The following is a 14,037-nucleotide window of genomic DNA, read 5'->3' on the forward strand; positions in this document are numbered from 1 at the left end:
CCCCGATCGCATAACAATGCCCTCGGGGCCCGACGCAAACGCGTCACCGTCGCGGGGTGGAGCAGCCCGGTAGCTCGTCAGGCTCATAACCTGAAGGTCGTAGGTTCAAATCCTACCCCCGCAACCACTTCAAACGAACACGCATCGAGACCCTCAACGGCATCCGGCTGTGCAAGGCCAATGAGCGCCGTGATCGCGCCTTCGAGTTCGACCGTTACCTTCTCCGCATCAACGTGAATCGTCACCGAGCTGATCAGGCCCCGGATGGTCTCCAGCGCTGCTGTGCGGATGGCCGGATCGGAAAGGGTCTGCGCGAGGGCCGTGACCTTGCGCCGGGGGACGACAAGGCACTCACTCAAATCACCAAGGAGATGCTGGCATGCGGGTTTCATCAGGGCCAACGATCACTCGTACCGCGCACAAAGGTCGAGAAAATGACCGCAACCTGTTTCGATCACAGTCACGCTAGAAATCTCTTGCAAAACCGGAGCCGTTCAAAAATGACAAGACGCTACGGCGCACTGACGGTGGTAAGCGAGGCCGTAGCGAGCAGGATGATCACGAGCAGAACGGCCTCCAGCTTGAGAGAAAAGCACATCTGTGCGCCAGCCTCCGGTGCGCCCTGAAGCAGGGCCGGGGTCAGCCGGAGCTTGTTCCATGCCGCCAAGCCCAGCACGCCGGAGAAGAGCGCAAGTTTGACCGCAAAAAACTGATTGTAGGCATGTCCGCTCAAGGTTAGCCGTCCGGCCGTCAGGATGGCGAGCGTCACAAGACCTGCGAACATCAGGCCCGCAACGACCCAGAGCGCCTTCCGTCCGAACTCCTCGGCAAGGGCGCCCGCAGTTTTGGGTACGTACTGAGCCGAAAGACGATGCAGGGGGATGAATGCCCCGATCCAGAACGCCAGTCCGAGAATATGCGCGGTAATCAGAAGTCCCAAAGCCAGTCGCGGTTCTTCCAGCGCATGCCCCCGCATGGCAAAGGAGGCCGCAACGAGCAGTGTCCCAAACGCCGCCGCGATCTGCCCCGATCGAGTCGGAATCATGATCGTGCAGACCAGGGCGAGCCCGATTAGACGCAGGACAATCGCAAAGCCAAGGGGACTCTGGATGACCATATTCATCATCATCGGCTCCATCGCGCCTGCCCATGTGCCCCCCATCAGGAAGCTGGCGCGGATCGGCAAGCGCAGGAGCGACAAGACTGCGGCAGCAATAGCCATCACGCCCGCGGTTTTCCTGAGGGGCCTCTGTTCAGCTTCTGGAATTTGCTTCAAGAACAGAACCGCCAAAGCGGCACCCGCAGCAAGCAGAGTCGACGCATAGACCAACGCCTTTACGCAGATCGACAGCCACGTGATCCCATCCGCAGATGCAAGTGTCTCCAGCATGGCCGCTCAGTCGGTCACTTCAAAAGAAAATCTGCCCTGCATCGGGTGGCCGTCATCCGCCAGCCCACGCCATTCCACCGTGTAGATTCCTGAAGGTAACGCGGGAGGGACCGCATCGAACGCTGTAACGGGCTGCATGCCGTCGTGCCGCGTCAGCGCGTGCTCGTTGCCATCTTGATCGGTCAGTGCGATCAGCGTCACCCTCATGGGCATATCGAAGTTCATCCCGAGCGTTTCGGGTGGGGCCGTCAACACCGCGCCATCGGCCGGACGTGTGCCTTCCTTCTCTGCATGCGCAAGGGCTGCCTGCGATGCCGCGCCGACCGCCAGTAAGGCTCCGAGGGCTGCCCGGATGAGATAAGTCATGCGATTGTCCTTGTTTGTTTCGATCATTTGATAGCTTTGGCACGTCGTGCCAGTCCCGCGCATTGGACCATGGCGTCCGCGTCTGCCGTTGTCAGCCCCTCTCGGGCGGGCATATGACTAAAGAACAATAGTGCCCTCCTGAAATTGCGGCCCCGGCAGTCCGGTCCAGAAAACGTATTTCATGGCCGCCATCCGTCGCGTGGGTGGCAGCAGGCTGGCGCGCGGTGGTGCCGCCTGCTGCGTCCAGGGTTACTCGGGCAGCATCGCGCCGATCGCGTACATGCCGTCATTGCCCTTGATCAGCATCAGGGTCACCGTATCGCCAGGCACGACATCGCCCATCATTTGCGCGTCTTCTGTCATGGCGATGTCCATGGTCATTGCCGGCCACCCGATTTCCGGGATCGGTTCATGGCTTACGTTTGCCTTACCGTCGGCGATCGAGTTAACGACGGCTCTGGCGTGGACAGCACTCTGCATCTGTGTGTCCGACATGGGCATGTTGGAATGATCCATGCTGCTATGGTTCATTTGTGCGAAGGCCGCGGGCGCGGCGAGAAGAGTGGAGATGAGCACAAGGGTAAGGCGTTTCATGAGGTTCCTTTCGCGTTAAGGTTTAGGCTTCGGGGTCATTCCGCCAGGACATGCGCTGCATCCGCAGCCGGCGCTGTCCGGGCGCTATTCTCAAGCTCGCTATTGACCCGGTTCAGGGCGAGCCGCTTCCAGATCACGAAGATCGAGGGGATCACGAGGAGCGTCAGAAGCGTTGCTGTCGCCATGCCGCCGACCATCGGCGCCGCAATCCGCTGCATGATCTCGGACCCGGTACCGCTGCCATACATGATCGGGATCAGCCCGGCGAAGATGGTCGCCACGGTCATTACCTTGGGCCGTACACGCAGGAGCGCGCCTTCGAAGACGACATCCTCTACATCGGCGGAGGTCAACCTGCGCGCCTGCTCGATCGCGGCCTTCTTACGCTTTTCCCAGGCCAGATTGAGGTATAGCAACATGACGATGGCAGTCTCGACGGCAACGCCAGCCAGCGCGATAAAGCCGACCAGAACTGCGACCGAGATTTCAAAGCCGAGATACCACAGGAACCAGACGCCCCCCGCCAGTGCGACCGGCAGGGCGGCGAGGATGATTCCCACCTCGATAACCCGATTGAAGGCCATGAAGAGCATCAAGGTGATGATCAGCAAGGTAGCTGGAGCGACCAGCTTCAGGCGCTCCTGCATCCGCTCGATATACTCGTACTGGCCGGACCAGGTGACAGAATAGCCGGGCGGCAGGGTCACCTGGTCCGCGACCAGCTGCCGCGCCTCGGCGACATAGCCGCCCAGATCACGCCCCGCGATGTCGATGAACACGAATCCGGTACGGCGCGCATTTTCCGACCGGATCATGCCCGGACCGTCCACCACCCTGATCTCGGCCATGGCACCCAGTGGGATATGCGCGCCAGAGGGGGTGACTACAGGCAGGTCACGCAGCCGTTCGGGGCTGTTACGCCATTCCTGCGGATAGCGCAGATTGATCGGGAAGCGTTCCAGCCGCTCGACGGATTCCGAGACCTGCATGCCACCGATCGCTGTCTGAACCACGTCTTGCACGTCGCGCACGCTCATCATGTAGCGGGCAGCGGCATCGCGATTCACGTCGATCTCGACAAAGCGGCCACCGATGGGGCGCTCGGCATAGGCGGAGGCCGTGCCCGCAATTCCCGCCACGACGCGCTCGATCTCGATGCCGATCTGTTCGATTACGCTCAGTTCGGCACCCGAGATCTTGACGCCCACAGGCGTCTTTATCCCGGTCGCCAGCATGTCGATACGGTTCTTGATCGGCTGAATCCAGACATTGGTGACGCCGGGGATTTGCACGACGCGATCAAGCTCGTCGCGGATCTTTTCCATGGTCATGCCGACGCGCCATTCGTTCTGCGGTCGCAACTGGATGGTGGTCTCGATCATCGTCAGCGGGGCCGGATCAGTGGCCGTCTCAGCGCGCCCGAGCTTGCCATGGACGGTCAGAACCTCCGGTACGGTCGCGATCAGTCGATCGGATTGCTGCAGGACTTCGCGCGCCTTGCCGATGGACACACCCGGATAGAGCGTCGGCATATAGAGGAAGTCGCCCTCGCTCAGCTCCGGCATGAACTCGGTCCCGATCCGTTGCAGCGGCCACCACATGGAGACCACCAGGACACCCGCCAGCACTGTCGTGACCCAAGGCCAAGCGATGGCCGCATCCAGAAAGGGGCGGTAGATCCAGATTACGATCCGGTTCAGGGGGTTTTTGTGTTCCGGCAGAATCCGCCCGCGCACGAAATACCCCATAAGCACCGGGACCAACGTGATCGACAAGATCGCTGCAGCCGCCATGGCGTAAGTCTTTGTGAAGGCCAGCGGCTTGAAGAGACGTCCTTCCTGGCTTTCGAGAACGAAAACTGGAAGGAAACTGACGGTGATGATCGCCAGAGAGAAGAAAAGGGCGGGACCGACTTCGATGGCGCATTCCGTAACGATGCGCCATCGGTTTTCATAGGTCAGCTTTTCCTTCTCAAGCCGCCTGTGCATCGCCTCGATCATCACAATCGCTGCATCCACCATCGCGCCGATCGCGATGGCGATCCCGCCGAGGCTCATGATGTTGGCGTTCACGCCCTGCACTTTCATGATGATGAAAGCCGCGAATATGCCCAAGGGTAGCGACAACAGGATCACCAGTGACGAGCGAACGTGCAGCAGGAAGGCGGCACAAACCAAAACGACGACGATGAATTCCTCGGTCAGCTTGCTTTGCAGGTTCTCGATCGCGCGTTCGATCACACCGGCGCGATTGTAGGTTGTGACGATCTCGACGCCCTCGGGCAGCGACGAGCGCAGCTCCTCTATCCGCGCCTCGACCGCCTTGATGGTGGCCAGCGCATTGCCACCCCAGCGCAGGATGACGACGCCGCCGACAGCGTCACCTTCGCCATCCAGCTCGCCCACGCCCCGCCGCATCTCGGGTCCAAGCCGAATGTCTGCGACGTCACCAAGCGTCAGCGCCGCACCTCTCTGGTTCACCATCAGGGGCGCCTTCGCCAGATCATCCAGGTCGTCCACATAGCCGGTGGAGCGGACCATGTATTCGGCCTCGCCCATCTCGATCACCGATCCGCCGGTCTCGCGGTTGGCGTTTTGGATCGCATTGCGGATCTGCGCCAAGGTCACGTCATAGGCCCGCAGTTTGTTGGGATCGACGACGACCTGATACTGCTTGACCATGCCGCCGATGGTCGCGACTTCGGAAACACCGTCGACGGTCTGCAATTCGTATTTCAGGAACCAGTCCTGAATCGTGCGCAGTTGTGCCAGATCATGCCCGCCTGTGCGGTCAATCAACGCATATTGATAGACCCAACCCACCCCGGTCGCATCCGGGCCAAGCTGTGGCGCCACACCTTCGGGCAGGTTGGCCGTAATCTGGCCAAGATACTCCAACACTCGCGTGCGCGCCCAGTAAAGGTCCGTGCCATCCTCGAAGACGACATAAACGTAGCTGTCACCGAAAAACGAAAACCCGCGCACAGTGCTGGCACCGGGCACCGCCAGCATCGCGGTCGCGATGGGATAGGTGACCTGATCTTCCACCACCTGCGGGGCCTGCCCGGCAAAGGGTGTCCTCACGATCACCTGCACGTCTGACAGATCGGGGATCGCGTCCACCGGGGTTTCGCGGATCGCCCAGATGCCCGCGATACCCATCATGAGCGCTAGCGCCAGAATGATCACGCGATTGGCGATAGAGGCTCGGATGATGGCCGCGATCATTGCTGAACCTCATGTTCGCGGGTGCCGATCAAACTCATCGAGAGGTCCGGGTTACGCTGCAGAAGCAGCGTGATCTCGCTCCCGACCGGAAGCCATGCGGTGTCGACACTGTCATGGACGGGAAAGTCCATCGTCATCCCCGGCATGCCGATCTCGATCAGGGGCCCGTGAGTGATATTGGCCATGCCCGCATCAGGGTCGATCGAGTTGATTGTTCCGCTGACTTCCAGCGGGGGCGCAGACGGCTCGAGCGCCTGGAGGATCATCGTCATCCCGTCCGGACGAGCGAAGGTCAGTTCAGCCTCGACACCGATGGGCACCAGTGTCAGGTCGAGCGACGCTTCCGTCGCGAATTCCATCGTCATCCCGGGCATACCGATTTCGATGATCGGGCCGTGGGTTATGGTTGCCTTTCGGGTCGCTTCATCAATTGCTTCTATGGTTCCCATCACGACAATTGCCGGCGCTGAAGCCGCTGTCGGTTCTGACGCGGTTGTTTTCGGCATGACGGGCGACGGCTCAACCCCGTCCGCGCGCACTGCAACTATGGTGAAGAGGCCGTCGTCGCCCTTGCTCAGGTCGAATTCGATCGGCGCGTTCACCGGCACCGATTCCGGATCAAAGCCCGCAACGGGCATGTCCATCTGCATCGCCGGCCAGCCGAGTTCTGCAATCGGATCGTGCGACAGCGTCAGCTTGCCCTCAGCCGTTACGGCGATCACGGTTCCGGTTCCGGTCGCCGCGATGCCATCATCCATCCCAAGTTCCATCAGACCAAGAAGCCCGTCTGCGCCGCGGGCCGCACGAAAGGTAACCTGGGTGCCCGGCTCGAGCCGATCCAGAGCAACATTCGCGCGGACCGGAAAGCGCGACGTCATTGCGGGCCAGTCCAGGCTCTCAAGCGCTCCGTGCCGTATCGTCGCCACGCGCGCCTCCCGGTCCAGCGCGATCAACTCTCCCGAGCCCTGCGCTGGGGCTTCATCGGTTGGTGCCATGCGCATAAGGCCGGCGCTAAGCGCGCTCTCGCTGTCGATGAGAAACTGCGCCGAGGCCACGACTTCTTCGCCCGGAGCAAGGCCTTGAAGCACCTCAGTACGCCCGCCCTCGCCAAAATTGTCGCGCAGACCGGCCGTGATCAGCCGGGGCACGAAAGTGCCTTCGCCGGTTCTCAGGATCACCCGCTCGGCCGTGCCTGTGCGGATGATCGCCTCGGAGGGAACGGTCAACGCCATTCGCGCATCGGGGGAGACCAGGCTGACAGTGCCAAACATGTTGGGCCGCAAAAGACCCTCTGCGTTGTCGAAACGCAGGCGAACCGGCAATGTGCGGGTCTGCGGGTCCAGTTCGGGATAAATGTAGTCGATCGTGCCCTCGAACGTCCGGCCAGGCAGATGCTCGAAACGCGCGATGGCACGCATGTCATCCGTGATGCGCGCGATATCGCGTTCGAAAACATCCACGATCAGCCAAACGCTACTGAGGTCGGCGATAGATACGGCTTGTGTGCCGGGTTGCAGGAACATGCCATCGGCGGCGGCGAGGCCGATCACGACGCCATCCCGTGGAGCCTCGACCCGAATGCGTCGCGCGACTTCGCCGGTTTTTTCGATCTCTGCGATCTGGTGCTCTGTTGCGCCATGGCTGCGCAATTTGTTGCGCGCCGCTTCCCCCGACAGCCCGACGCCCGCCTCGCTCGCTCTAAGAAAGTCAAAGCTCGCGATGCCAAACTCGGGGGAGAACAACTCGAACAGTACGTCACCCTTCCGAACCTGATCGCCGACGGCACGCACATTGAGGACTTCAATCCACCCATCAACCCGCGTGTGGACATGACTTGTCGAATGTTCGTCATATCCCACGAACCCGACCGTCTCGATCCGGTGAGAAGTCTCCGACATTTGCGCTAGCGCAGTCCGGACCCCGATGGCATTGATCTCAGCGGCCGAGAGCGTCACCTCGGCGGGATCTCCCGTAGGTTCTTGCCCCGCGTAGACCGGGATCAGGTCCATCCCCATGGGCGACTTCCCAGGCCCTGGTTGCCGGAAATTCGGGTCCATCGGAGCCACCCAGTAAAGGATTTCCGGCCCCGCGCCGCCAGCCTTTTCCGCCGGGTTAAAATAGAGCCGCTCCAAAGAGATGCCCCCACCCACGCCCGCGGCAAGCGCGAGCATACTCAGGGCCGCATATCGTCCACGCATGAGTTACCTCTGTCTGGACCTGCATCGGCGGCAGGTCGCGTCCAATCAAACAACGGAGCCGATGCATGAATCGCATCAACCGCTCGAGTGGATGATCAGACGAGGCGTGGTGGGCGGTCTTGGGGTATCGAAGGACGCGACAAGACTGCGCTATCATTCTTGAAAAGATAGCTCTGGGCAGTCGGAGCGCCGTAGAGGTTGGTGTTTGTCAGGCTCTCAGCGCCATGAAAGCAGCATGGGGCGCCAGAACAATGAGCCATGGCGTCATAATCGGGGCATGACTCGCCAACACCAGAGGCAGCAAGCTCTGAGGGCATCATCGAGTGGCCAGAGTGATGGGCCGTTTGGGTCCGAAGCTCATCATGCTCGACAGCGGCGGCCCCTGCGTAGATCAACGACTGGGGCGCAATCAAACCCAGGAAGAGCATCAGCCCCACCATCCGTCTGGTCGCCTTAGCGAGGAATCGTAACCAACGCGCTGCCATGATGGACGGATACCCGAGAAATTCTCGAAAGAAAATAAAATGTTTGTGAGGGCCGGGCGCATACACTCGCCCTTGGTTTTGAGTGTCCCCGTGCTGAGCCTACCAGATCTGAGGCACCCGACGAGATGTTCGTGAAGATCATCGGCGAACGCCACTATCTTACCTTTGGCGGGCCGTTGATCACGAAGGCGAGGTGCTGGTAAGCTTCACGACTACGATGAGGCGGGACAAGAAAGCTGCACTGAAATTCCTATAGAAAGCAAAGAAAAGGCATGGTCGCGCTGACCTCTTTGTGACGGACAAGCCTCGGTCGAATGGTGCGGCCTTCAAGGATCTCGGCGTCGAGGACAATTAGGAGACGGGGCGTCGGCTCAACAATCGGGCCGAAAATTGGCACCTTCCGTTCCGACGGCGCGAGCGGGCAATGCTCCGCTTCCGTCGGATTAAAAGTCGACAGAAATTCGTCGTCATCCACGCATCGGTTCTGAACCACTTCAACCAGGAACACAGCCGCTAAAGTAAACCTCTCTTCAAGCTGAACCGCGCCGCCGCTCTCGCAGAGTGGCGCAAGCTTGGAGTGGCATAAAGTTCAGGCTCACTTTCCATTCGGAGTCTAGTTCGAATTTGTCCGGCTGCACCTTTGGGTAGTCCCCTCAAAATGGAAATATGATTGAAGGGATCCTCGTCAGGCGGTTGAGTTGACTTGGGGGGCGGATGGCAGTTTTCAGAAGCGACAGGACAGCTGCGGTCGGATCCTGTGGCTGCGAGCTCCCGCAACCAAATATTCTACATAAAGACAATCACTTAGTCTCGAAACTCGCGGGGCTTTTTGCATTTGAACTGGCGAGCTGGAAGCACTCCGGAAGCAAGTGAAGGCATTTGGGGGTGTGGCGAAGATGCAACGGACAATGACGCTGCCGTGAATTTGCCCATTACTGCTGATCATGAGCGCAGGCTACATAGGGGTCGTCGGGGCGGCAATCCTTGGACCGGCGCTGTCGCGGGCCGGACTCGATCTGGCCGTGATCCCCGCTTGGTTACTTCTGCTTGGCCTTCTTTGGATCATGCCCGTCATGGGACAAATGGGAGCGAACCCAATCCTTACCATGTCACTCGTGGCGCCACTTCTGCCTCCGGCGGCGGAGATCGGTATTGAGCCGGCCGCCCTTGCTGTTGCCTTGCTCTGTGGCTGGGCGATGACTGGCTTGACCTCGCCGTTCACTGCGACTAACCTGCTGATCGGCCGATTTGGCGCGATCAGAACGATAGATGTTGGTTGGGTGTGGAACCGAAGCTACTTTCTTATCACGGTTACGCTTCTGTCGGTTTGGACCCTCATTCACGCATACTGGCTTGGTCCTTGACGAGCACCCGTTGCCAGCATGTGGTGATACGCAGCCAAACGGCGTAGGGCGGACGGCTCAGCAGCACCGGTATCGGCGCTGACTTGACGCGAAGTCATGAAATACTCGGGTGAACAGCTGAATTTACTCAAAACAGGGGGTTCAGCGTGCGGGCGAACTGATTGAGTTACCTTTATCTCAACCGGCTGGACGTTATCATTGGTTGAAGCGTGTCACACCGAAAGACCCACCGCCTTCGGGCTACACTTGCTTTTCAGATGAGTTGCTCTGCGAGATCGCCAAAATCACGCGCTACGATATCGAACTCTTCATCAAAATCGGTGCCCGAGTAATCTTCGCCCGGATCTTCCAGTCGCGGGAGGATGTATGCTGACCGATATCCGCTCGCGATTGCTGCGCGGAGATCGCTTGGATGGGCCGCGACCATCATGATTTCATTCGGTGAGTTGTCGAGGACCTCGGCCGCACGGATGTAACAGCGGGGATCGGGTTTGTAGACGCCGAGAACGTCACATGACAGGATCAAGTCCCAATCAATCCCGTTCCTTCGCGACGATCCGACAGCCATGGTGCAACTGAGAATAGTCAGCGGAGCTACTACGTATTTCGTCCGGAGCAAGGCGAGAGCCTCCCTTGCTCCGGACCAAGCCGGCATGTTGCGCCAAGCGCGACCAAGTGTGCCTGACGCGTCCATGGGCAGTTCGCCCAGACCCGCTTCACGCCAAGCCGCCGCAACGACCCGAGTCAGCATTTGGTCCGATGTGTGCCAGGGTTCGGTTCCTCGCATTACGGCAGTGTTCAACTCGAGGAACTTCGCGCGACAGGTCATCGAAAATGCTGCCTTGTCGACTTGCGGTGCAAGTTCCTCCGGAAGCACCTCGGTGAGTGCTTCGACGATAGCGGTGTTCCAGTCGAAGACGGTGCCGCCGATATCGAAGATCAATGTTCGAACTTCACGCTCCATGGAACTTTGTCTCCGCTCCAGACCGCTTCATACAGAATATCCTGTCATTGCGACGACAGCTAGGAAAACTCCGGCAAGCCGCGACCCGATTGTGCCTATGGGCTGCCCGTTTCCTGGCGTTCGCTAGACACACGATGTGAGACGATCGAGCGTGGGGACGTGACGCTCTGAACTGAAAAGGCCACTTACTCGTTTGCATCTTTCGAAAACAAGCATGTCGCGCGGGGCACTTGGAGCGTTCGCAGGCTTTCATGCAGCCTGAGCGGACAACCGTCCGTCGCAGGTGCGGAAGCGCGCCAGCCAAAATCCGCAGAAATCGGCCCCTATGCAAAGCCGCCGGAAGAGTTCGCAATGCCGAACCGATCTGTGAATGCCGCCGCCGATACAACTCATTTTGGGGGAAATGATCAGCTTTTCCCGTTTGCACGTGGCGGCTTGGCCGGGGCGCGATTTGGAATCACGTCAGTTGGTTAACTGACCCGGATCACTCCGGATGCGCTCCCGCGTCGCCGACAGGCTTCGTGAACAAGATCCATTCGCTGGCATCGACATCCCAGTCGCCTTTGACAACTGGACGGCGGGCAACCGGTCGGTAACCCTTTGCCGAATAGAGGCGGAGCGCATCTTTATGCGTATCCTCGGCGATCAGGCTAATGGTGTCGTGACCGGCGGCAGCGGCGATTTCTTCAGCGTGGGCCAACAGGGCGCTGCCCAAACCCTTGCCGCGAAAGGCCTCGTAGGTGGCCAGAACGTTCAGATACCATGACCCCGGTGCGAGAGCCTCCAGTTCCAGCAGTGGCACGAAAATCGGCGGCGTGTCCGGGGCGATCGGCCCGGGTTCGTCCTCGGCGGCATATCCGAGCAGGCAGGCGCCGACTGCGCCATCGACTTCGGCCAGCCAGGCGTTGCTGTAGGAGAAGTTCCCGCTATCGCGCGCCGCGCGTTCCTGTCCGAGCGCCCAAGGGTCGCCCTCAGGGCCGACTGTCTTTCGCCAGAAATGCAGCGGCAGGTCATCGGCCGCCATGTTGATGAAGCGCACCAGATGGGGGGCATCCGATGCCGTCGCCTTGCGGATTTCCATAGTCATTCCTCGTCCCTGCCTGTTCCGGTATTTGACCGATTTGGCGTCCACTGGCCAGTCCCCTCGGCTATCATGCAATCGATCATATCATCTGGCTTGCGCTACGCGCAGGCGCCGCCTACCAAATGCTTTGACCAACGAGGCGCCTCACGAGGATAGAAATGAGCGATACGGTTTTCCGCTTCCCCGCACCCGGCCCGGAGCCCATCACCGCCGATCTGGACGGCTGGACGAAGATCGAGGGCAACCCGACAATGCGCTACTGGGTGCAGCATAGCTCGCTCGACGGCAGCATGATCTCGGGCACTTGGGAGGCCACGACCGGCACCTGGCGCGCGAGCTACCAGTTCTACGAGTTCGTTCACCTGATCGAGGGCCGCATCACCATCACCCCCGACGGCGGTGAACCGGTGACACTGATGCCTGGCGACGCCTTCGTGGTCGAGCCGTCTTTCAGGGGTACCTGGACTATTGAGGAGCCGGTGCGCAAGCACTTCGCCATCAAGTTGAAGTAAGTGATGCCGCTGTTCCGGTGATCCTTTCGCGCCCATGACGGGGGCAGGACGGCAGCCGGAATTCTCGGGATATGCCCCACATGACCACCGCCGATCTGATCCTGACCCATGCTCGCGTCCTGACCATGGACCCGGACCGCCCCCGCGCCGAGGCGGTTGCAGTTGCGGGTGAGCGCATCCTCGCTGTGGGTGGTGCGGCAGAGATCGCGGCGCTGGCGGGGCCCAGAACCCGGATCATCGATGCGGGTGGGCAAACGGTGTTGCCCGGTTTTTTCGAGGGGCATGTGCATCTGGGGCTTGGCGGTGCAGACCTCACGCATCTTCACATCGGCCATCTGCACGGCGCCGAGGCGGTCGCCACCGCTTTCCGCGACTTTGCCGCTGAGAACCCCGACGCGCCGCTGCTTATGGCGCAGGAGGCGCATTACGGTATCCTCGACAAACCCACCACGCGCCACGACCTCGACGCGATGATCGCGGATCGTCCCATCGCGATGATGGCGCCCGATCTGCACACGGTCTGGGCCAACACCGCCGCGCTCGAGGCCGCCGGGCTGCTGCATGGCGCCGAGATGCCGCATGGCCACGAGGTCGTGATGGGGGAAGACGGCCTTGCCACTGGCGAATTGCGCGAGTTCGAGGCCTTCGGTCCGTTGATCGCCTATTCGGGTGAGGGGCGCATCAACCTTGGCATCGCCACGGGCGAAGAGCCCGATCCCTGGCCCACGGAGACCGAGCGCGCCGCCGACAAGGCGCTGCTGCTGAAAGGGATGGAGCATTGCGCGGCGCATGGCGTGACCAGCCTCGTCAACATGGACGGCAACCGCTACACGCTAGAACTGCTGTCTGAGATGCAAGCCGAGGGTACGTTGGCACTACGGGTCAAGGTGCCCTTCCATTTCAAACCGCACATGGAGCTGAGCGCGCTTGATCGCGCCTCGGCGATGGCCTCGGACTTCGACGATGACTGGATCAGTTCCGGCTTCGTCAAGATGTTCATGGACGGTGTGATCGACAGCAGCACCGCTTACATGCTCCAGGACTATCCCAGCCAGCCAGGCCACCGGTCAGAGCCGCTTTTCGCGCCCGAGCTTTTCAAGGAAATCGCCACCGAGATCGACCGGCGCGGCTTGCAGATTGCAGTTCATGCCATCGGAGACGGTGCGGTTCGAACGGTGATTGACGGTTATCAGGCCGCCCGCGCAGCCAACGGCCCCCGCGATAGCCGGCACCGTATCGAGCATATAGAGCTGATCGACCCAGCCGATGTCCCGCGGATGGGCGCGCTTGGTATCACTGGCAGCCTGCAACCGCCCCATGCGCCCGGAGCGATGGATTTCCCGCTGCAACCGACGCTGTCGCTGATCCGGGAGGAGCGTTGGGTGGATGCCTACCAGTGGCGCAGCCTCGCCGAGGCGGGTGCCCCCGTCGCTTTCTCAAGTGATTGGCCAGTGGCAGACGTTTCGGTGCTGCGCGGCATTACGGCGGCACTGACACGCGCGCCCTACGATGGCGCCCGCGACGAACGGCTGTCCCAGATGGAGACGTTGCGCGCCTATACCTCGGGCGCAGCCTGGGCGGCACATCGCGACCACGTGACGGGAAGCCTGCGTCCAGGACTTGCCGCAGACCTCGTAATGCTGGGCGGGGACATAGAAGCCACGGCCCCAGACAAGATTTCCGATCTGGGAGTGATCCTGACGATTTGCGGTGGCCGCATCATCCATGGTGCTGGATTTTCCGCCTGACCAAACTGATCGCTGTCGGTTGAGCCACATAAACGAGGGCGCAGTTCTGCTGGGCCGTCTAGAGCTCGTTGCGGTTTGGATCCCCTTGCCGCGCGTTAACAGGAT

Annotated in this window: 10 protein-coding genes, 1 tRNA gene and 1 pseudogene; 5 read left to right on the forward strand and 7 right to left on the reverse strand. The window is 60.7% G+C overall.

Annotated elements, in window-relative coordinates; genetic code table 11:
- Nucleotides 1-50: 50 nt before the first annotated feature.
- Nucleotides 51-127, forward strand: a tRNA-Met gene (locus LZA78_RS06435).
- Nucleotides 128-511: 384 nt separating this feature from the next.
- On the opposite strand, the gene LZA78_RS06440 is transcribed toward LZA78_RS06435, so the two are convergent.
- From LZA78_RS06440 to LZA78_RS06460, 5 genes are all read right to left on the reverse strand, one after another.
- Complete coding sequence (locus LZA78_RS06440) at nucleotides 512-1,390, reverse strand: CopD family protein (protein WP_233676117.1); 879 nt, start codon at nucleotides 1,388-1,390, stop codon at nucleotides 512-514.
- Between the two features lie 6 nt (nucleotides 1,391-1,396).
- Nucleotides 1,397-1,783 carry a copper resistance CopC family protein gene (locus LZA78_RS06445; RefSeq protein ID WP_233676118.1) on the reverse strand — a complete coding sequence of 129 codons (387 nt, stop codon included), beginning with the start codon at nucleotides 1,781-1,783 and terminating at the stop codon, nucleotides 1,397-1,399.
- A gap of 222 nt (nucleotides 1,784-2,005) precedes the next feature.
- Nucleotides 2,006-2,350: a copper-binding protein gene (locus LZA78_RS06450; RefSeq protein WP_233676119.1), complete on the reverse strand. Its 345-nt coding sequence runs from the start codon at nucleotides 2,348-2,350 to the stop codon at nucleotides 2,006-2,008.
- 35 nt (nucleotides 2,351-2,385) lie between these two features.
- Complete coding sequence (locus tag LZA78_RS06455) at nucleotides 2,386-5,577, reverse strand: efflux RND transporter permease subunit (RefSeq protein ID WP_233676120.1); 3,192 nt, start codon at nucleotides 5,575-5,577, stop codon at nucleotides 2,386-2,388.
- Nucleotides 5,574-7,748, reverse strand: a complete 2,175-nt coding sequence (locus LZA78_RS06460; RefSeq protein WP_306798963.1) for an efflux RND transporter periplasmic adaptor subunit — start codon at nucleotides 7,746-7,748, stop codon at nucleotides 5,574-5,576. The genes LZA78_RS06455 and LZA78_RS06460 overlap by 4 nt, the downstream gene beginning before the upstream one ends.
- A 631-nt stretch (nucleotides 7,749-8,379) precedes the next feature.
- Between LZA78_RS06460 and LZA78_RS06465 the strand changes: the two are divergent.
- Nucleotides 8,380-8,846 (forward strand): annotated as a pseudogene (locus LZA78_RS06465) (DDE-type integrase/transposase/recombinase); the annotation flags it as partial.
- 358 nt (nucleotides 8,847-9,204) lie between these two features.
- Entirely contained in the window at nucleotides 9,205-9,624 is a 420-nt protein-coding gene (locus LZA78_RS06470) for a hypothetical protein (protein ID WP_233676122.1), read from the forward strand.
- A gap of 253 nt (nucleotides 9,625-9,877) precedes the next feature.
- On the opposite strand, the gene LZA78_RS06475 is transcribed toward LZA78_RS06470, so the two are convergent.
- The gene (locus LZA78_RS06475) at nucleotides 9,878-10,588 is read right to left on the reverse strand and encodes an HAD-IA family hydrolase (protein WP_233676123.1); all 711 of its coding nucleotides are present in this window, start codon (nucleotides 10,586-10,588) and stop codon (nucleotides 9,878-9,880) included.
- A 484-nt stretch (nucleotides 10,589-11,072) separates the two neighbouring features.
- On the reverse strand, nucleotides 11,073-11,669 hold the full coding sequence (locus LZA78_RS06480) for a GNAT family N-acetyltransferase (RefSeq protein ID WP_233676124.1): 597 nt from the start codon (nucleotides 11,667-11,669) through the stop codon (nucleotides 11,073-11,075).
- Between the two features lie 161 nt (nucleotides 11,670-11,830).
- On the opposite strand from LZA78_RS06480, the gene LZA78_RS06485 reads away from it, so the two are divergent.
- A complete protein-coding gene (locus LZA78_RS06485; RefSeq protein ID WP_233676125.1) occupies nucleotides 11,831-12,184 on the forward strand; it encodes a cupin domain-containing protein in 354 nt (117 codons plus the stop codon).
- An 80-nt stretch (nucleotides 12,185-12,264) separates the two neighbouring features.
- The gene (locus LZA78_RS06490; RefSeq protein ID WP_233676126.1) at nucleotides 12,265-13,932 is read left to right on the forward strand and encodes an amidohydrolase; all 1,668 of its coding nucleotides are present in this window, start codon (nucleotides 12,265-12,267) and stop codon (nucleotides 13,930-13,932) included.
- Nucleotides 13,933-14,037: the final 105 nt, after the last annotated feature.

It is taken from the genome of Rhodobacter flavimaris, assembly GCF_021378075.1.
In the GTDB taxonomy this organism is placed as follows: domain Bacteria; phylum Pseudomonadota; class Alphaproteobacteria; order Rhodobacterales; family Rhodobacteraceae; genus Rhodobacter; species Rhodobacter flavimaris.